This is a genomic window from Endomicrobiales bacterium (assembly GCA_023228045.1).
In the GTDB taxonomy this organism is placed as follows: domain Bacteria; phylum Elusimicrobiota; class Endomicrobiia; order Endomicrobiales; family JALOBY01; genus JALOBY01.
Window position 1 is genome coordinate 1 of sequence record JALOBY010000024.1, and the last position, 19,702, is coordinate 19,702.

Consider the following 19,702-nt stretch of genomic DNA (forward strand, 5'->3'; position numbering starts at 1 on the left):
TATAAAAAACAATGCATATTTTTTCCTTATCCGAGTTTAACTATATTTAAAAATCATTGACTCTATGTTCATTGCGGTTTGGTTGCATTTATCTAAAGCGCGCTCCATTTCTTCAATAATTTCCTTAAACTTAATTACATCTAAGGGGTCTTTGCCACCCTTAAATAGTGAAGCAAGAATATCGTGATAAATTCTATCTCCTTCTTCTTCGTAATTTTTTATGTTGCGGCAAACATCAAGCATTTTTCTATTTAGCTTTTCACCAGAAAGTGAGCGGGCGGCATTCGCGGTTTCTTTGCATGCCAAAGTTAGATTTTTTGTAAATTCAATTATGTTCTGCGGCATTTCAATAACATTGTAAAGTGATATACGCCGGGCGGCTGCATCCATAAAATCAATTATGTCATCTACATCGGAAATCAAAGCATGAATATCTTCACGGTCATAATTTACAATAAAAGTATTTTCCAACCAATTCATTGTTTCATGGGTTATTTGGTCAGCAAAATGCTCAATATCTTTCATTCTTTTAACCCAATCTTCTACACCAGCTTTATCAAACGAATTTATAAAAGTTGAAAACTCTAAAGCTGCGCGGTCTATGGCATCGGCATAGCGAAACATAAATTTATGGAATTCAGTTTCCCGACAAAAAAATTTCTTAAACATAACACCCCCATCCCGTTTTATTTTATTTAATTATTAACAAAACCATTTATTTTTTGGATTACTGGCTACTTAAAAATTGACCCACACCCATCAACGATTCAGTTTACTCCCACTCAATGGTTGAGGGTGGTTTTTGCGATATATCATACACAACACGGTTAACCCCACGCACTTCATTTATTATTCGGCTAGACATTTTACCAAGAACATCGTAGGGTAATTTTGCCCAGTCGGCGGTCATGGCATCGGTTGACTCCACAATGCGAAGGGCAATTACATTTTCATAAGTGCGGCTATCACCCATTACGCCAACCGTTTTAACCGGCAGTATTACGGCAAATGACTGCCAGACCTTTTCATACATACCTGCTGCTCTAATTTCTTCTTCTACAATAACATCTGCTTTTCTAAGAATATCTAACCGCTCTTTTGTAACATCCCCAAGCACCCTTATGGCAAGCCCTGGCCCTGGAAATGGCTGACGATTAATTATCTCTTCTGGAATTTTCAACTCTCTGCCAAGTTGTCGCACTTCATCTTTAAATAAAAACTTAAGCGGCTCTACCAGTTTTAACTTCATATTTTCTGGTAACCCGCCAACATTGTGGTGTGATTTAATAACGGCAGAAGGTCCTTTTACAGAAACACTTTCAATAACATCTGGGTAAAGCGTGCCCTGCACAAGGAAATCAATATTTTTTATTTTTTTTGCTTCATCGTCAAATACCGCAATAAACTCATGACCTATAATTTTCCGTTTCTTTTCAGGATCAATTACACCGCTAAGTTTTGTAAGAAATCTTTCGCTTGCATCAACTATGTGCATATTTTTACCAAACATTTTACCAAAAATTTTTCTCACCCGTTCCTTCTCACCTGAGCGCAAAACACCATTATCAACAAAAACACAAGTTAGTTGTTTGCCTATAGCTTTATGAATAAGAACTGACGCGACGGAAGAATCAACTCCACCGCTAAGCGCGCAAAGAACCTTTCCAGAACCAACTTGATTTTTAATTCTTTTAATCTCTTCTGAAATGAAGGATTGCATATTCCAATTGGCTTTTGTGCCGCAAACATTAAATACAAAATTTTTAATTAGATCTTTGCCCTGTGGGGTATGATTTACTTCGGGGTGAAACTGTACGCCGTAAATACACTTTTTAATATCAGCAATAGCGGCATATGGTGAATTAGATGTGTGAGCAATTTTTTCAAAGCCAGGCGGCATCTTTGATAAGCTATCGCCGTGGCTCATCCAAACAGTGGTATCTTTTATACCTGCGAAAAGTTTTTCTGCTTTAGATAGTTCAAGTTTTGCAAGGCCATACTCACGATGTGTTGACTTTTTTACCTTGCCGCCAAAGTGCTCAGCAATTAACTGCATACCGTAACAAACCCCTAAAATTGGCACACCAAGCTCCCAAACCTTTTGGTCTGGCCATGGGGCATTTTTTTCATAGACACTTGACGGGCCGCCGGAGAGAATAATACCAGTTATACCTTGCAAGGAACCAAATGTGTCAATAGGGCGATTGCCAGGTTGAATTTCGCAGTAAACCTTCATTTCCCTAATACGCCGCGCAATTAACTGTGTATACTGCGAACCAAAATCAAGAATGAGAATCATTGCATTTGCCCCTTATTCTCTCAACTAAATATGGCAATTTTAATTATTCTTATACTAAACAATCATTGACTTTTATCATATTCCGAGGTTGTCTTGGCGACCTCAGTTGCGTAACGAGTAAGCATATTTTTGAGCGAACCGCGAAAGCTGAGCCCCGATGCGTAGCATCGCTACGTGAGGCAAAGCTGACAAAGGTGCAGCCAAAAAGCTGCTTACGCAGTGCAAATGAGGTTGGCAAGCCAACCTCATTTGCACATACCTATTTTTTGAGCTTTCTGAAAAAGTTTACCTTCGTGTTTTATATCAGGTGCAATTATCAGCTCTGCCATTTGGAACTCTTTTAAATTCTGCGCGCCAACCGTACCCATACAAGTCTTTAAAGCGCCAACAAGGTTTTGAGTCCCGTCATCTAAACGGGCGGGACCGTAAAGTATATCTTCTAAAGACCCTGTTACCCCAACGCGTATTCTTGTGCCACGCGGCAAGTTGTGGTGCGATGTTGCCATACCCCAATGAAAACCACGGCCTGGTGCTTCCTGCGTTCTTGCAAAAGCTGAACCAACCATTACCGCATCGGCGCCGGAAACAAACGCTTTGCAAATATCTCCACCTGATGTCATACCACCGTCGGTAATTATGGCAACATATTTGCCTGTTTTTTTAAAGAAATGATCTCTTGCGGCGGCACAGTCAATTGTAGCAGTTACCTGCGGGACACCAATGCCAAGCACCCCTCTAGATGTGCACGCGGCACCGGGCCCAACACCTATTAACAAAGCCGAGGCGCCTGTTTCCATAAGCTCAAGTGCTGCCTGATACGTAACAACATTTCCCACAATAACCGGTATTTTCATATCTTTACAAATCTTTACAAAATCAACCGACTTATACTGTGTTGAAATATGTTTTGCAGTTGATACTGTTGATTGAATTACAAACAAGTCAACACCAGCTTGAGCTGCCAACTTACTAAACTTTTCGGCATTCGCCGGAATACAAGAAACAGCCGCTGGTACACCGCCGGCCTTTATTTCTTTTACTCTTTGAGCAATAAGATGTTCTTTTATTGGTTCTTTGTACACACTCTGCACAAGTTCTGTTGCCTCTTCTGGCGAAGCCAATGCAATTCGCTCTAAAATTTCGGCTGGGTTTTCGTAACGGGTTTGCACACCATTCAAATTCAATACTGCCAAACCGCCGGCCTTACCCATAGCTATTGCAAACTTTACATCAACAACTCCATCCATTGCACTTGCTATAAAAGGTATTTCTAATTTTACACTGCCTATGTTTGTGACAATATTTACCTCTTCGGGATTCATGGTTACATTGCCGGGAACAATTGCAACTTCATCAAAACCATACGCTCTGCGCGCTTCTCTGTCTCTGCCAATAAAAAAACCCATTTTCCCCTCCGTAATTTTTATTATATTTTAGAATGTGTAATATTTTTTTGTGCCTGGTATTTACCCTTTTTATCTGCGTAAGAAACCGAACATATTTCACTTGCATGCAAAAATAAAACCTGCGCAATACCCTCGTTTGCATAAACCTTAACCGGTGATGGCGATGTATTTACAATACTAATAGTTACAAAACCCTCCCACTCAGGCTCAAAAGGCGTCACATTTACAAAAACACCGCAACGCGCATAGGTTGACTTGCCAAAACATATTGTTAAAATATCACGAGGAATGCGAAAGTACTCAACACTCTGGGCTAGCGCATAGGAGTTCGGCTCAAGCAAAATGAAGTTATCGGTTTTAATTTCTTTAAAGTTGGCGCTTGAACTATCTTTTGGGTCAATTACAGCATCTTTTGATATAGGCTGATATACTTTAAAATTTGTGCCAACACGCATATCGTAGCCATAAGAAGATACTCCAAAAGATATTCCCCTTTTTACCTGTTCTTGGGAAAATGGCTCTATCATTTTATTTTCTAAAGCCATTTTTATTATCCAGCTATCAGGCATTACCATTAAAAGCTATCCTTTTATTACAAAATGCATCGAGTTAAATGAATCTCCGTCCAGTCCCGCCTTGGCGGGAGGCGGTATCAGCGGTTCTAATTCTTTCTTCCTCTCCCTTGATGGGAGAGGACTGAGGTGAGGGTGAGTTTGCGAATACAGCTTTTATTCAGCCCCCTCATCCTAACCTTCTTCCCCAGACTTCACGGGGTCCAGAGACTTACCCACCAAGGGGAGAAGGAACTATTTGGTAACCACCCCGCAACCAGAGCGGAATTATCAAGTTAAATAATTTAAAGTATTAGATTATCAAAAACTTTCTTTAACATCAACTAATTTATTGTCTGTATTTAGTTATTAAAAACCGCTTTTAACTTTTTAAAACTACCAGCACTTTGAGTAACCACAGGCATGGCAAACAACACAACCCTCTCCAAACTCAAGCATCTCACCACATTCAGGGCACTCAGGGCATGAGCCAATACTGTTCTTTCTTGTTCCTGTTTTATTGTTGCTTTCCGAGTGTGAAGCCTGCACAACTGAATCAGTTGGTTGTGCTGCAACATCTCCGCTAAATAAGTTTGGAGTAAGCTTTTCTTTTTTGTAGGTTTCAAGTGCTTTTGCAACAGCATCAGCACAAGAGAGCACCGCTCCACCCTCAGTCATTACGGGGGCTGGACAACGAATACTTTTTAGCTGAGAAATGACCTCGTCCATATTTACGCCAAGGCGCAAATTCAAAGAAACAAGACGGCTTAACGCTTCTGTTTGAGAGTTTAAACAACCACCCGACTTTCCAAGCGCGGTAAATATCTCGCAAGGGCCGCTGGCATCTTCATTTATAGTTACATACATTTTACCACAGCCAGTTTGCATTCTTAATGTAAAACCATGGGTTACTTTTGGCCGCTCACGAGGGCGGCGCTCAAGGAATTCATTTGATTTATCGTGATTTTCACTCTTTGCAAGGTTTAGAACCTGCGCATCACGGCTACCGTCACGATAAACAGTTACACCCTTGCAGCCAAGTTTATATGCAAGCATATAAACTTCTGCCACATCTTCCTTTGTTGCTGAATGTGAAAAATTAACGGTTTTTGATACCGCGTTGTCGGTGTGTTTTTGAAACGCTGCCTGCATTTTTACATGATCTTCAGGTGATATGTCATGCGAGGTTGTAAAAACCTTACGCACACTTTCTGGAATTTCGTTAAAATCTTTAATGCTGCCTTTTTCTGAAATTTTGTTTATTAATTCTATTGAGTAAAAACCCATTTCTTTGGCAACCTTTTCAAAGTATGGGTTTACTTCAAATAACTCGTTGTTGTCAAGCACATTGGCGCGCTTATAAACAATTGCGAATATTGGCTCAACACCGCCGGATGCATTGGCGATTATGCCTATTGTTCCTGTTGGCGCAAGGGTGGTAAGTGTAGCGTTACGGCGCGCTACTTTTCCTGCAAAAATACTTTTTTCGTAATTTGGAAAGTTACCGCGTTTTTGAGCCAATTTTTCTGAAGCGTCCTCGGCTTTTTTTTGTACAAAACCCATAAGCTTTTCACCCAAAGCAAAAGCTACTTTTGAGTTATATGGTATTCCAAGTTGTATTAACATATCGGCCCAGCCCATTACTCCAAGGCCAATCTTTCTATTTGAGCGGGTCATTTCATCTATGCGCTGTAATGGGAAGTTGTTCATATCTATAACATTGTCCAAAAAGTGCACGGCACTTATTACTGTTTTGCCAAGCCGTTCCCAGTCAACCTCATTATTTTTTACAAAATGCGCAAGATTTATTGAACCCAAATTACACGATTCATATGGCAATAATGGCTGTTCACCGCATGGATTTGTTGATTCTATTGTGCCAATGGCAGGTGTTGGGTTGGCATCGTTCATTTTATCTATAAAAACTATGCCAGGTTCGCCGTTTTTCCATGCCTGTTCAACAATTTTCGCAAAAACATCTTTTGCAGAAAGTGTACCGGTCTTTTCACCTGAACGCGGGTTGTAAAGGCTGTAGTCAATTCCTGCATTAAGCGCTTGCATAAATTCTTCTGTTATGGCAACAGAGATATTGAAGTTATTTAGAGTTTTATCTTGATTTTTACATACTATAAAACTCATAATATCTGGGTGATCAACACGCAAAATACCCATATTCGCACCACGACGCGTACCGCCTTGCTTTATAGCCTCGGTTGCAGCGTTAAAAACATACATAAATGAAACCGGCCCGGAAGAAACACCGCGAGTGCTTTTCACAATATCACTTGATGGACGCAGGCGCGAAAACGAAAAACCCGTGCCACCTCCCGACTTATGAATAAGCGCTGTGTTTTTTAATGTTTCAAATATTGACTCCATAGAATCTTCAATTGGTAAAACAAAGCAGGCAGAAAGCTGTTGAAGCGCGCGGCCGGCATTCATAAGAGTTGGGGAGTTTGGCAAGAAGTCCATAGCCGACATAATTGCATAAAACTCTTTTGCTGTTTCTTCTGTATCGGCTTTTGTGTCGTAATTTTTATCTGCCTGAGAGATGTTTTGCGCAACACGCCAAAAGAGATCCTCGGGCTTTTCTGAAACATTACCGGTTAAATCTTTTTTAAGGTAGCGCTTTTGTAAAACTGTAAGCGCGTTTGGTGTAAGTACCGGCATTGCCGTTTGAGCCATTTCTTTCTTTAACAAAACCATCTCTTCTGCCTCCTGCCTTTTCTTAGAAACTCTTAACCCGGATTTTGAAATAGGATTTGGAATTCGTCAAAAGATACGGGACATTTTTATCCGCAAAATCTTTGCCAATGGAATTACCATTATCTGCAATTTTTGCGTCAAAACCGCCTCCGTCTCTTTCGTCTCGATTCTTAAACCTATTGCAAAATGCGGGTTTAAAGTTCTATTATTTAAGCAACTAAAAAACTACCATTTTGTTTTTAATCAGAATGTAATAGATTTTTAATCAGCTATTTTCTCTTGTCTTTCTTTTTGTTTTTTGAGAACTCTTTACGGAGTTTTTTTAACTCAGCCATAAAAGTATCAATATCACCGAAGTTTTTATAAACAGATGCAAAACGAATGTATGCGACAGGGTCTAGCGAAAAAAGTTTTTGCATAACTTTTTCACCCAAAATGCGACTCGGAACTTCCATAACAAAGTCCTGTGCTTCATTTTCCACTTCAGTTACTATTTTTTCAATGGCATCCGACGATATTGGCCGTTTTTCACAGGCACGCATCACACCCTCGCGCAACTTAGTCCGATTAAACTGCTCTCTGCGCTGGTCTGACTTTATTACCATTAATGAAACTTCTTCCAAGCGTTCATAGGTTGTAAAACGCTTCTTACAATCACCACAAGCGCGGCGACGACGCACCACTGAAGATTGATCAAGAGGGCGTGTATCAAGCACACGGTCATTAAAACTACTGCAAAATGGACAGCGCATATATTTTGGTTTCTCTGGGTTGAACAAAAGACAAGGAGCAGACACCACAACATATTGTGGTTTGCAAATGCTACAACATATAGGTAGTTTTGTCAACATTTTTCAAAAACAATTATTTTGTAAGTTTTGGCAGGTTTAAAAATTAGGTTTTTAAGACGAAAATTTTTATTTGGAACAAAGATATACCGCGGTTTTTATAGCTTCTATCATTGATTTTGGGTTTGCTATATTCATACCAGCAATATCATAAGCCGTACCATGCCCTGGAGAAGTTCGCACAAAATTAAGGCCAACGGTTATATTTACAATTTCTGAATCATTTAGCATTTTAAGCCCAATCATCGCTTGGTCGTGGTACATTGCAACCAACAAGTCATACTTTCCAACAACAGCTTTTTGCCAGGCCGAATCGCACGGTAATGGCCCAACAACATTTATTTTTCTACGCTTAAGCTCACTCACTGCCGGTGAAATAATTGTTTTTTCTTCTTTTCCTATTACCCCGCCATCGCCGGCATGAGGGTTAAGCGCAAGCACAGCCACTCTTGGATATTTGATTCCCATTTTTTCTTGCAAATAACCGTGCGATAAAATAGTGTCTTTAACTATTGCATCTTTTTTTATATTCCTTGAAACTGCGCAAATAGGCAAATGACGGGTAAGCAGTAGCACATTTATTTTACCACGTTGCATTAGCATTACTACATTTTTGGCACCACTTAAACTGGCAAGCAACTCTGTATGGCCATTATACTTAACACCAGCAAGCTTAAATGCCTCTTTTGAAACCGGAGCTGTTACTATTGCAGAAACATCTCTTTTTAGTGCCAACTCAACGGCCTTACATATATATAAGTGCGATGCAAACCCAGATGCACCACTTGGCTTGCCAATGCCTATAGCGGAAAGTTTAGACGGAATGTTTACGATTATATTTTTTTTGTTTAAGAGAAGCTTTTTTGGTAAAAGGCGAACATCACCAATTAAAACAGGGGTGCAAAGTTTGTAAATTTTGGGATTTAAAAGCGCTTTTGCAACAATTTCCGGGCCTATGCCCGATGGATCACCCAAAGTTATCGCAATTTTAGGAAGCATTGGAAGGTTTTGCCTACGCTAAGAAATTAAATACTTATATTACAGTTAACCCACTGTCTGGCTCAAATAAATGCATTGAGTTCATATTAATAGCGATATTCATTTTATCATTGGTTTTTACTTTGTTATGAGCATCAACCTTGGCGACAAATGTATTCTTATCTGTACTTATATGTAAAAATATCTCACTGCCAAGCGGCTCTACAACATCTACCTTGCTTGAAAACACATTACCGTCTTTTGACCCAATAGTATATGTGCTTTCATCATAAAGGTCTTCCGGACGAACACCAAAAGAAAGATTTTTGCCAATATACGGCGCTACTCTTGATCCAAAACTCTTTGGTATTTTAAGCGCGAATGAACCTTCGTTAACATAAAGGTCATCCCCGCGTTTTTCTACCAACACCTCAGCAAAGTTCATTGGCGGACTACCTATAAAACCAGCAACAAATTTATTTTTTGGTTGTTCGTAAAGAGAAAGAGGGTTATCAACCTGCTGTAAAACACCATCTTTCATAACACAAATTTTATCACCCATAGTCATAGCTTCAATTTGATCGTGCGTTACATATATCATTGTACTTTTTAAGCGTTCGTGCAATTTTTTCAGTTCCGCGCGCATCTGGACACGCAATTTTGCATCTAGATTTGAAAGAGGCTCGTCAAACAAGAAAACTTTTGGTTTACGAACAATTGCCCTGCCAACGGCAACTCTCTGGCGCTGACCGCCGCTAAGTTGTTTTGGGCGCCGTTCAAGCAACCTTTCTATGCCCAGAATTTCTGCCGCATCACGCACACGCGCTTCAATGTCTTTTTTAGGGTGTTTACGCAACTTTAAGCCAAAAGCCATGTTTTCATAAACTGTCATATGAGGGTAAAGCGCATAATTTTGAAAAACCATCGCTATGTCGCGGTCTTTTGGGGGCAAATCATTTATTTTCTTATCACCTATATATATTTCACCTTGCGTAAGTTCTTCAAGCCCTGCAATCATACGCAGCGTTGTAGTTTTACCGCAACCACTTGGACCAACCACAATACAAAATTCCTCATCGGCAATTTCAAGTGACAGATCTTTAACCACCTCAACATCTCCAAATTTTTTAAATACATTTTTTAGCGTAACGCGGGCCATTTTCCCCTCCGCAAAGTATGTGTCAAATATTTTTGGATTATATTTTATTGTAGAAAATATGTCAAATTAAGCGGTGAGGGCTTGAAATTTTTATAACCCAGAAAGCACACATCTTTTGCCAACAATCATTTGTTTTTACAAGCTTTTTGCCTACTTATCAAGGCATTATAAAAACAACTTGACTAATTTGGAAAACCTATGATTTTAGCTTAAAACACTTTGTTGCCATAAAAGAACTCCTCCCTAAATACTAACTGAAATTTATTGAGATGTTCTATAAAGAAATATTTATAGCAAAACATCTTGTTTGCGACAATATTGTGCGCGTTCAAAACTTTTGGCACAGCAACAACGGATTTTACCACATGTTAATGAACTATGTTGCCGGATGCGATTTAGAGTACCTACTTGCCAAATAACAAAATATTGCCAACCTTGTTTTTCCTACTATTGTTATTTTCTATTCCTGCGACAATTTTGGCGCGCCCAATAAAATACCAACCGCAAAACCAATACTCTTTTTTGCCAAATGAAAATGAAGTGAAAAGTTTTGTTTATTCGTGGTTTTCTTGGATTGATTACCTATCGATGAAAAAATATTCACAATGCAGCTATGCGACAAAAACCTTTATATAACATATGGCAACAAAACAATAACAGACCACAACGAATTTATGCAGTGGTACAAAAACTTTAAAGACGAAACACAAAGCAGTAACACTCTTGTTTCAAATATAGAAGTTACAAAAATAAAAGACCGCACTGCATACAATGTAACTATGGATGTCCTCTACAAGATAAAACCCAACAATGGTAAATTTACAGAAAGCTCGGTTTTTCAAAAGTGGATACTTGTGGTAGACAAAGGTGGCGGATTATCTATTGAAAAATGTATTGAAACACAAAAAGACAAACCCATAAGCAACTAACTTGCAATATTAATCAATAAATTAAACTACAAATAAAAAATGACCGCACATAAAATTTTATGTGCGGTCATTTCATTTTCATAATGTCTTACTGCTTTGTGGGTTTTTTTATTCTAAATTTCTGTTTTGACTTCTTTAACACTTCCGTTGGTAAACCCATAGAGTTTAACAATTCTATAAACGGGTCAGGGTTAAGCTCTTCAACATTAACCATTGTTTTTACATCCCAATCGCCTTTTGCTATTAAAATTGCCGCAGCCACTGGTGGCACGCCTGCGGTATAACTTATTGCCTGCGATTCAACCTCGTTGTAACAATCTTTGTGGTCACAAATATTGTAAATTAGCACTTCTTTTTCTGTTTCGCCTTTTTTGCCCTTAATAAGGCACCCTATGCAGGTTTTGCCGGTATAGTTTGGCGCAAGCGATTTTGGGTCCGGCAAGCAGGCCTTAACAACCTTAAGCGGCACAACTTCAGTGCCATCAGATAAGCGCACGGGCTTTATTGAAAGCAAACCGATATTATTTAGTACATTAAAGCAGTTTAGGTAATGATCACTAAAACCCATCCAAAAACGAATGCTGTTTGCGTCAATATTTTTTGAAAGCGAGTGTAACTCATCATGACCTGTCAAATAAACCGACTGTTTTCCAACCACAGGGAAGTCATAAACAATTTTTTCGGTATGCACGGGCTTGCAAACCCACTGACGGTCTATCCATGTCCATACTTTTACAAACTCACGAAAGTTTATTTCAGGGTCAAAGTTAGTGGCAAAAAACTTCCCATGGCTTCCGGCATTTACATCCATAATATCTATTGTATCTATTGTGTCAAAGTGGTGCTTTGCGGCGTACGAGCAATAAGCATTTACAACACCAGGGTCAAAACCCGCGCCTAAAATTGCTGTGATGCCTTTTTCTTTACAGCGGTCTTTGCGTTGCCACTCGTAGTTGGCATACCATGGCGGGTTTTCGCAAACTTTATTTTGCTCTTCATGAATTGCGGTATCTATGTATGTCGTTTGCGACTCAATACACGCTTCCAAAACAGACATATTTACAAAAGCGTTTGCCAAATTTACAACAATATCAATATTATTTTTCTTAATAAGTTTAACTGTAGAGGCAACATCCATTGCGTCAAGTGTAAAGGCAGTAATTTTTTTTGAAGTATCTTTATAATTATTTTTTCTTTCAACGCTTTCAAGTATTTCCTGGCAGTTTGAAACATTTCTTGAAGCAATTATAATTTTGCCAAATAGGTCATTGTTTTGGGCAAACTTATGTGCCGCAACATGCGCCACACCTCCTGAGCCAATAATTAAAACATTCTTCAACATAAAATCACTCTCCTTTCTGTTCTATTATTACCTGTCACGAAACTCTTTTTCTGTCGAGAAAATTAGAGGTCAAAATATATTTGCCATCCTATCACTTCCGATGATACTTTTACATCACCCTCACCTACCCTTCGGGCTTCCTCTCCCCTCGAGGGAGAGGATTGAGGTGAGGGGGCATTTCGTAACCGGCTATTCTATTATGATAAATTACTCAAAAAATCATTGTAATCAAACTTTCTTACAAGCTCAGTTTTCCCACTTAAACGCTTAACTACAATAGATGGCATTTGCAAACCGTTAAACCAATTCTTTTTAACCATTGTATAACCGGCTGCGTCGCTAATGCGCACAACATCGCCAACTTCTAACTTTTTAGAAAAATTGTAAGTGCCAAACACATCGCCTGCAAGGCACGACCTGCCCGCAACCATATATTTATATCGTCCGCTCTTGCCTGTTTCTATTTTTGCAGGTGTTGAGTATATTAAAAGGTCAAGCATATGCGCTTCGGTTGAAGCATCAAGAATTGCCACATTTATCTTGTTATAAACAACATCTACAACCTTTGCTACAAGTTCGCTTGAGCGGGTAATTGCGCTCTCGCCTGGCTCTAAATATACCTGCACACCAAAACGCGTGCTAAAATCTTTTAACTTTTTTGCAAATTTTTCTATAGGGTAACCGTCTTTTGTAAAGTAAATTCCACCGCCTAAACTTACCCACTCAACTTTTTTTAACACGTATTCATATTTTTTGCCCAAGTAATCAAGCATTTTAGAAAAGCTTTTAAAGTTATCGTTTTCACAGTTAAAGTGAAACATAACACCGTTTATTTGCCCTAAAACTTTTAAAACGGCATTTTTATCAATAACACCCAAGCGCGAGTGCTTTCTTGCGGGGTCTGCAAGGTCAAAATGCGAATAACTTATGCCCGGATTCAAGCGCAGGCCAATATTTTTACCACTATTTTTTTTGGCAAACATTTTTAACTGGCTTATTGAATTAAAAATTATTTTATCGGCAAATTTTTTAACATTAGAAATATCCTGACTAGAAAAACCAACGCAGTAGGCATGCGTTTCTTTACCAAATTTTTCATAGCCAAGCCGTGCCTCATACAAAGAACTGCTTGTTGTACCGTCCATATATTTTTTCATCAAACCAAAAACAGACCATGTTGAAAAACACTTAAGCGCAAGCACAACTTTTGCACCAGAGAGCTTTTTTACAAGCGCAATTTTTTTAAGATTGTTTAATAATTTACGCTCGTCAATCAAATAATATGGCGTTTCAATTTTCATTTTATTTTAATAATTACAAAAACAGCTTTTCTGTGTAAGTGAATTTATTTTAAAATTTATTTTATTGACGAAAGGGTTTGTTGAGCAGGGCAGAGTGCAAAAAACTTTGCACAAACAAAGCGCAGGAAATTTTGGAACAATCATTTTTTTTATGTTGTTATGCAACTTATATAACCTCTTGTTTTTTGAGGCGTAATTTTACATAAAAGTATTTTTTTTGGCAATTTTTCCCTCAAAGCATTTATCTGGCTTTTTTTCTCGCGTTTTCATCTAATATTTTTTTGCGCAACCTAATAGCATCAGGCACAACCTCAACAAGCTCATCATCAGAAATAAAAGCAAGGCATTTTTCCAAACTCATCTGTACAGGAGGTGTAAGCGTTAAGGCATCATCGGAACCGGCTGCACGCATATTGGTAAGTTTTTTGCCTTTGCAGGGGTTTACAACCAAATCACCTTCTCTATTGTTTGCGCCAATAATTTGTCCACCATAAACTTGCTCAGCATGTCCAAGAAACAAATAACCTCGGCTTTGTAAATTAAACAGGCCATAGCTTGCCGTTGTACCAGCATCCATTGCAATAAGCACACCGTTTTGGCGTTTTGTAATTTCGCCGGCGAACTCATCGTATTTGAGAAATATTGAACTTATTGTGCCCATACCTTTTGTAAGTGTCATAAACTCCGCTCTAAAACCCAAAAGGCCTCGAGTTGGTATTTTATATATTAAACGCACCATCCCGTACTCTTGGCGCATATCAAGCATCATACCCTTGCGAGGCCCAAGGTTTTCAATTACAGACCCCATAACATCTTCAGCCACATCAATGGTCAACTCTTCAAATGGTTCGCACATTTTACCGTTTATCTCACTCATAATTACCCGAGGCATTGTTACTTGTAATTCGTAACCTTCTCTGCGCATTTTTTCAATAAGTACACTAAGGTGAAGTTCTCCTCTGCCAGAAACCTTACACCCAACTTCATCGGTTAAATCTTCCACATCAAGCGCGACATCAGAAAGCATTTCTCTTTGAAGGCGCTCCCTTATGTGGCGTGATGTAACAAATTTGCCCGACCTGCCAGAAAATGGCGAATCATTCGGCAAAAAATTCATTGTAATTGTTGGCGGGTCAATTCTTGGGCCTGTAATTACACACGGGGCATTGGGGTCGGTTACTGTTTCGCCCATTGTTACATGCTCAATACCGGCAAGTGCAACAACTTGCCCTGCGTGCGCTTCTTCAATTTGCTCAAGCTCATTGCCAACAAATTGATATATTTTTGTTATTCGTGCCTTTGTTAAGCTTTTGCCGTCGCGCGTAACACAAATATCCTGATTTATTTTAACACTGCCGCTTGATATTTTACCAACAGCAAGCCTTCCTAGAAATGAACTAAACTGCAGTAAGCTTACAAGCATTGCAAATGTTTCATCTGGCTTGCCGCTTGGAGGCGGTATGCGCTTAATAATCTTTTCAAATAGCGGTTTCATACCACTGTTTTTATCGCCTTCCTTATCAAGGGCATAGCCGTCACGAGCAGAGGCATAAATAATAGGAAAATCTAAGATATGGTCTGGGGCATCAAGTTTCCCCATCAGGTCAAAAACCTGGTCAACAACCCATTCCTTGCGAGCATTGGGCCTATCTATTTTGTTTACAACAACAATTATTGGCAAGTGCAAATTCAAAGCTTTTTTTAGCACAAAATATGTTTGCGGCATTGGGCCCTCGGCGGCATCAACAAGCAACAAAACACCGTCGGCCATTTTTAAAACGCACTCAACCTGACCGCCAAAATCGGCATGGCCCGGCGTATCAATTATGTTTATCCAGTAATCGCCATATTTAAATGAGCCGTTTTTTGCCATTATGGTAATGCCTCTTTCGCGCTCTTGATCCATAGAGTCCATCATTCGCTCTGAAACCACCTGATTTTCGCGAAACAATCCGCTTTGCCGAAATAATTGGTCAACCAATGTTGTTTTGCCATGGTCAACATGGGCGATAATTGCAATGTTTCTAATTTTAGACATATCCATTTGTTTGTTCCTCTCCATGTTATTAAAAAAATTAACGCGCATTAGTAATGCCGTGTGCGCGTTAAAGACACTTGCTAATGAAAATTATGCTTTAATTATAATCAATTGTCCCAAGTACCTAATCTCGCTGGGTCAACCGAATTTATATTGTACACTAAATGAAGCAATAAGAAAAATTTACCTAATATAAAAAAGCAACCACAAGGCAAGTTGCCCAGCGGTTGCTTTTGTAAGCTGCAAACTTTGATTATTTTAGAAGCTTGCGTTTGCAATAACACAAACCGGCAAAAATCCGCCCTTGTGTATTACATTAACCAAACCAATTTGAACACCTTTTAATTTATCCGCAACATTTATAAAACCCCATTGCAAACCTGTAACATCATTGGCACCATTATAAAAACCCAACTGCACACCTTTAACAACATTTGCTTTTGAAACAAATGAATACTGCACACCCTCAATTTTGCTATCTACACCACCAAAGATCCATGCGAGTTGCAAACCCTCAACGGTATCAACATTTGAAGCAATGCTAAGATCAAGGCCTGAAACCGCTTTGTCTGACGGAATGCTTAACTCCGGCACTAAAGAAAGCTTTACCGGCGTTGCCGCGCTTGCAACCATAAACACCGACACCAACAACGCAAGAACTAAACCTGCTTTTGTTACCATTTTCATCTGCAACCCCCTTTCGTCTCGCCAATAGCGGACTTTTTATTTTTGCCGCTTTGCGGCAAAATTCAGCTCTGCACGCTCTCTATTTTTTGTGGTTTGTTATTCTGCCAAGCAAAATCAATTACACTATGCTTTAAACTTGTCATTTGAGCTATATTATAGCTCTTTTAAACCCAATAAAATACCAACACAGGGTTACTTTTTTAGATGACTTGAGGGGGAGGTACCCAAGAGCATCGCTTCAACAGCTCTAATAGCATCAACAGCAGAGCTTGTTATGCCACCGCTATAGCCCGAACCTTCACCTATTGGGTATAAGTTCTTAATATTTACCGACTCAAAGTTTTTGTTGCGTGTAATTTTTATAGGGCATGTAGTTCTCGTTTCAGGGCCAAGCAAAATGGCATCATCTGAAACAAACAGCGGATAATCTTCTTTCCAACTTTTAAACGCACTTAAAAGAGAGTCATTAACAAACTGCGGAAAAATGGAGTGCAGGTTTACAGCAACCGTTCCAGTTTTACACGAGTTTTTATTCAAGGTGCCCGATATTTTAGCAGATAAATAGTCCATTAAATTCTGCGCAGGCACTTGCCATGTACCACCTGATGCGATAAATGCTTTTTGCTCAATATCTCTTTGAAACTCAATACCCGACATAGGACTATCTGACTTATAATCGCTCTTATGGCATGTTACAACTATTGCCGAATTTGAAAATACCGATGCGCGAGCAGAGTAACTCATACCATTTACAACCATCAAACCATTTTCAGACGAAGCATTTACAACCTCGCCGCCTGGGCACATACAAAATGTGTATACGCCGCGCCCAATTTTTCGATTGGTATATGTAAAAGAATAATTAGCCGCACCAATATTTTTAAAGTTTTTATATTTATTACCGTATCTCATAAGATTAATAGTTTCTGACGGGTGTTCTATTCTCACGCCAACAGAAATTGGTTTTTGCTCAATAGCAATACCATTTTCATAAATCATTTTAAATGTATCGCGGGCACTGTGCCCAACTGCAAGATAAATAATTGACGAAAAATATTCTTTGCAATCATTAATTCGCACACCAACAGCTTTATCACCAGAGATAATAAGTTTGGTCATTTTTGAACTGTAATGTATCTGCCCGCCATTTTTAAGAATGTAGTTGCGCATATTGCAAACTATTTTGCAGAGTACATCGGTTCCTAAATAAGGTTTGGCAATGTATTCAATTTCAGAAGGTGCGCCAAACCTTATAAATGTATTCAATACTTTATTTACATATACAGAATTATTCACTCTTGAAAACAGCTTACCATCTGAGTATGAACCGGCTCCACCTTCGCCAAATTGAATGTTTGACTCGGTATTAAGCACCCTTCGTTCAATAAAATTTTTAACATCAATGTGGCGCTCTTCTATTTTCTTGCCGCGTTCAAATATTATGGGTTTAATGCCGCTATCAATCGGCTCAATAGCGGCAAAAATACCAGCAGGACCAAAACCAATAATTATTGGTCTGTCTTTAACCCGAATTTTCTTTGTATTTGGTGCTACGGTAGTATTATATTCAGGAAAGCTTTCTTTGTTTTCAAAATCATCAGATATGTTAATTGCAAGCGACACATCGTAGTAAAATTGCTCTAAGTTTTTAATGTTAAGGGTTTTGTTGAGTATTTTTATAACTTTTACTTTACCTGAGCAAACACCTAACTTTTTTGAAGTAGCTAAAATATACTCATCAAAAGTGTCTTTTTCAACCGCAATTTGCAAGTTGCTTACAATTAAATTCAAGTAAACTCCCCCGCCATTGGCGGGGTCAGCCTCGGGCTGACTCCTTTCGATTATCTAGATGACACAGTTTAACTTACAAACAATTCCTTGTTATAAAAATAGGCAAAACCTGACACTAACAAAAAATTGCTGGTGGCAGGTTTATCCTATTATAATTTTATTACAAATTATTTATCGTTTTTTTCTACAAACTTTTTTATGTCTTCAATGGTTTCCAAAATAAGTTTTGCTTTCTTTAAACCAAACTGAAACGGGAACTTGTCATCTTCCGAACTTTTAAGCACAATCATTGCATTACCTTTAAACTCCGACTCAGACACAAACGCCATAATTAACTCCCCCTTTTTTTATTTTTGATTTTAACAATAATTATATATTTAAATCATATATGGCTTATAAATGCTTATTGATGATACAACAATAGTAAAGCACTCTGCAAGTTTTTGTCCAACCTATATTAAATACTGCCCAGCATTTTTTTGCAATTTTACTTTGCCGTTGCTTCTACAACCTTTATGGCAAGCTCAATAGCAGAGTTTAAATCATCCATACTAAAAACCGCAGTTGGCGAGTGAATATACCTTGTAGGTATGCTTAAAACTCCTGTGAGAATTCCCTCGCGGTTCATATGTATCATTGCGCCATCTGTCATACCGCCATCAATAATATCTATTTGGTGTTTGATATTGTTTTTTTCGGCCGCGCCAATTATCAAATCTCTTACTTTTTGGCAAACCATTACACCGCGGCCGGATGCCTCAATAGTTGTTATAGCAACACCGCCGCCAAGCTTTAATGACGATTCAGTTTCTTTAATTAACGGTGTATCGCCAGCTATAGCTGTATCAATTGCCAATGCAAAGTCGGGAGCTATCTTAAAAGATGCGGTTTTTGCGCCTTTTAAACCTACCTCTTCTTGAACAGTTGCAACAGCATAAACCTCCGCGTTAACTTTAAGCTTCTCCATTATTTTAATTAAGGCATAACAACCTATGCGGTTATCTACAGCTTTACCATACATTAAATCATTATGCAAAACACCGGCATTTGGCTCAAAGATAACCTGATCACCAATTGACACCCTTGCAAGCGCATCTTCTTTGGTTTTTGCGCCGATATCAATAAACATTTCATCGTGTTTTATAACCTTTTTTTTCTCTTCATCTTTTTGCAAATGCGGCGGCTTTAAACCAATAATGCCAAAAACATCTGCCTTTTTTGACTTTATTATAACGCGCTGACCAACCAGCACACGGTCATCTATACCGCCGATTTTTATAAAATTTAAAAAACCCTCTTTTGATATGTGCTTTACAACAAGGCCAATTTCATCCATGTGAGTGGCAAGCATTATTTTTTTACCACCCTTACCCTTTCTGGCTATAACATTACCGAAATCATCAATGGTTACATCATCGCAGGTTTTTAAAAGCTCACCTTTCATAATTTCAGCAATTTCCGACTCATAGCCCGAAACACCAGAAGACATCAAAACCTTTTTTAACAAATTGTCCATTTTAATCTCCACTTTTTATTTATTATTTATTAGCTCACTGTACAAATTTGTTTTATTTTACATCTTAGGCAGGGCATTATCAACCAAATTTATTTACCTACCATTGGCAAAAAAATTTAAATTATTGGATAATTTATATTAAATTTGCCAG

16 protein-coding genes are annotated in these 19,702 nt (G+C 38.6%); 1 reads left to right on the plus strand and 15 read right to left on the minus strand.

What is annotated here, in order from left to right; translation table 11 throughout:
- Nucleotides 1-36: 36 nt before the first annotated feature.
- The 8 genes from M0Q46_05720 to ugpC all read right to left on the minus strand — a co-directional run bounded on the left by M0Q46_05720 (nt 37) and on the right by ugpC (nt 9,947).
- Complete coding sequence (locus M0Q46_05720; protein ID MCK9583086.1) at nt 37-669, minus strand: DUF47 family protein; 633 nt, start codon at nt 667-669, stop codon at nt 37-39.
- A gap of 103 nt (nt 670-772) precedes the next feature.
- On the minus strand, nt 773-2,299 hold the full coding sequence (gene guaA, locus M0Q46_05725; GenBank protein MCK9583087.1) for a glutamine-hydrolyzing GMP synthase: 1,527 nt from the start codon (nt 2,297-2,299) through the stop codon (nt 773-775).
- 245 nt (nt 2,300-2,544) lie between these two features.
- Nucleotides 2,545-3,705 carry a GuaB3 family IMP dehydrogenase-related protein gene (locus M0Q46_05730; protein MCK9583088.1) on the minus strand — a complete coding sequence of 387 codons (1,161 nt, stop codon included), beginning with the start codon at nt 3,703-3,705 and terminating at the stop codon, nt 2,545-2,547.
- Between the two features lie 20 nt (nt 3,706-3,725).
- Complete coding sequence (dcd, locus tag M0Q46_05735) at nt 3,726-4,280, minus strand: dCTP deaminase (protein MCK9583089.1); 555 nt, start codon at nt 4,278-4,280, stop codon at nt 3,726-3,728.
- Between the two features lie 372 nt (nt 4,281-4,652).
- Entirely contained in the window at nt 4,653-6,962 is a 2,310-nt protein-coding gene (locus tag M0Q46_05740) for a vitamin B12-dependent ribonucleotide reductase (GenBank protein ID MCK9583090.1), read from the minus strand.
- A gap of 269 nt (nt 6,963-7,231) precedes the next feature.
- Entirely contained in the window at nt 7,232-7,678 is a 447-nt protein-coding gene (gene nrdR / locus M0Q46_05745) for a transcriptional regulator NrdR (GenBank protein ID MCK9583091.1), read from the minus strand.
- A 201-nt stretch (nt 7,679-7,879) separates the two neighbouring features.
- Nucleotides 7,880-8,809 (minus strand): 4-hydroxythreonine-4-phosphate dehydrogenase PdxA, encoded by a 930-nt coding sequence (gene pdxA, locus M0Q46_05750; protein ID MCK9583092.1) that lies wholly within the window; start codon nt 8,807-8,809, stop codon nt 7,880-7,882.
- 34 nt (nt 8,810-8,843) lie between these two features.
- Complete coding sequence (gene ugpC / locus M0Q46_05755; GenBank protein ID MCK9583093.1) at nt 8,844-9,947, minus strand: sn-glycerol-3-phosphate ABC transporter ATP-binding protein UgpC; 1,104 nt, start codon at nt 9,945-9,947, stop codon at nt 8,844-8,846.
- A 605-nt stretch (nt 9,948-10,552) separates the two neighbouring features.
- Here ugpC and M0Q46_05760 point away from each other — a divergent pair.
- On the plus strand, nt 10,553-10,876 hold the full coding sequence (locus tag M0Q46_05760) for a hypothetical protein (protein ID MCK9583094.1): 324 nt from the start codon (nt 10,553-10,555) through the stop codon (nt 10,874-10,876).
- An 88-nt stretch (nt 10,877-10,964) separates the two neighbouring features.
- On the opposite strand, the gene M0Q46_05765 is transcribed toward M0Q46_05760, so the two are convergent.
- The 7 genes from M0Q46_05765 to M0Q46_05795 form a co-directional block, all read right to left on the minus strand.
- On the minus strand, nt 10,965-12,218 hold the full coding sequence (locus M0Q46_05765; protein ID MCK9583095.1) for a saccharopine dehydrogenase family protein: 1,254 nt from the start codon (nt 12,216-12,218) through the stop codon (nt 10,965-10,967).
- Between the two features lie 197 nt (nt 12,219-12,415).
- Nucleotides 12,416-13,519: a carboxynorspermidine decarboxylase gene (gene nspC / locus M0Q46_05770; protein MCK9583096.1), complete on the minus strand. Its 1,104-nt coding sequence runs from the start codon at nt 13,517-13,519 to the stop codon at nt 12,416-12,418.
- 241 nt (nt 13,520-13,760) lie between these two features.
- Nucleotides 13,761-15,563, minus strand: a complete 1,803-nt coding sequence (gene typA / locus M0Q46_05775; protein ID MCK9583097.1) for a translational GTPase TypA — start codon at nt 15,561-15,563, stop codon at nt 13,761-13,763.
- 252 nt (nt 15,564-15,815) lie between these two features.
- Nucleotides 15,816-16,244 (minus strand): hypothetical protein, encoded by a 429-nt coding sequence (locus M0Q46_05780; GenBank protein MCK9583098.1) that lies wholly within the window; start codon nt 16,242-16,244, stop codon nt 15,816-15,818.
- A 192-nt stretch (nt 16,245-16,436) separates the two neighbouring features.
- A complete protein-coding gene (locus M0Q46_05785) occupies nt 16,437-18,035 on the minus strand; it encodes a hypothetical protein (protein MCK9583099.1) in 1,599 nt (532 codons plus the stop codon).
- Nucleotides 18,036-18,202: 167 nt separating this feature from the next.
- Nucleotides 18,203-18,364 (minus strand): hypothetical protein, encoded by a 162-nt coding sequence (locus M0Q46_05790; GenBank protein ID MCK9583100.1) that lies wholly within the window; start codon nt 18,362-18,364, stop codon nt 18,203-18,205.
- A 158-nt stretch (nt 18,365-18,522) separates the two neighbouring features.
- Nucleotides 18,523-19,551 (minus strand): M42 family metallopeptidase, encoded by a 1,029-nt coding sequence (locus M0Q46_05795; protein MCK9583101.1) that lies wholly within the window; start codon nt 19,549-19,551, stop codon nt 18,523-18,525.
- Between the last annotated feature and the right edge of the window lie 151 nt (nt 19,552-19,702).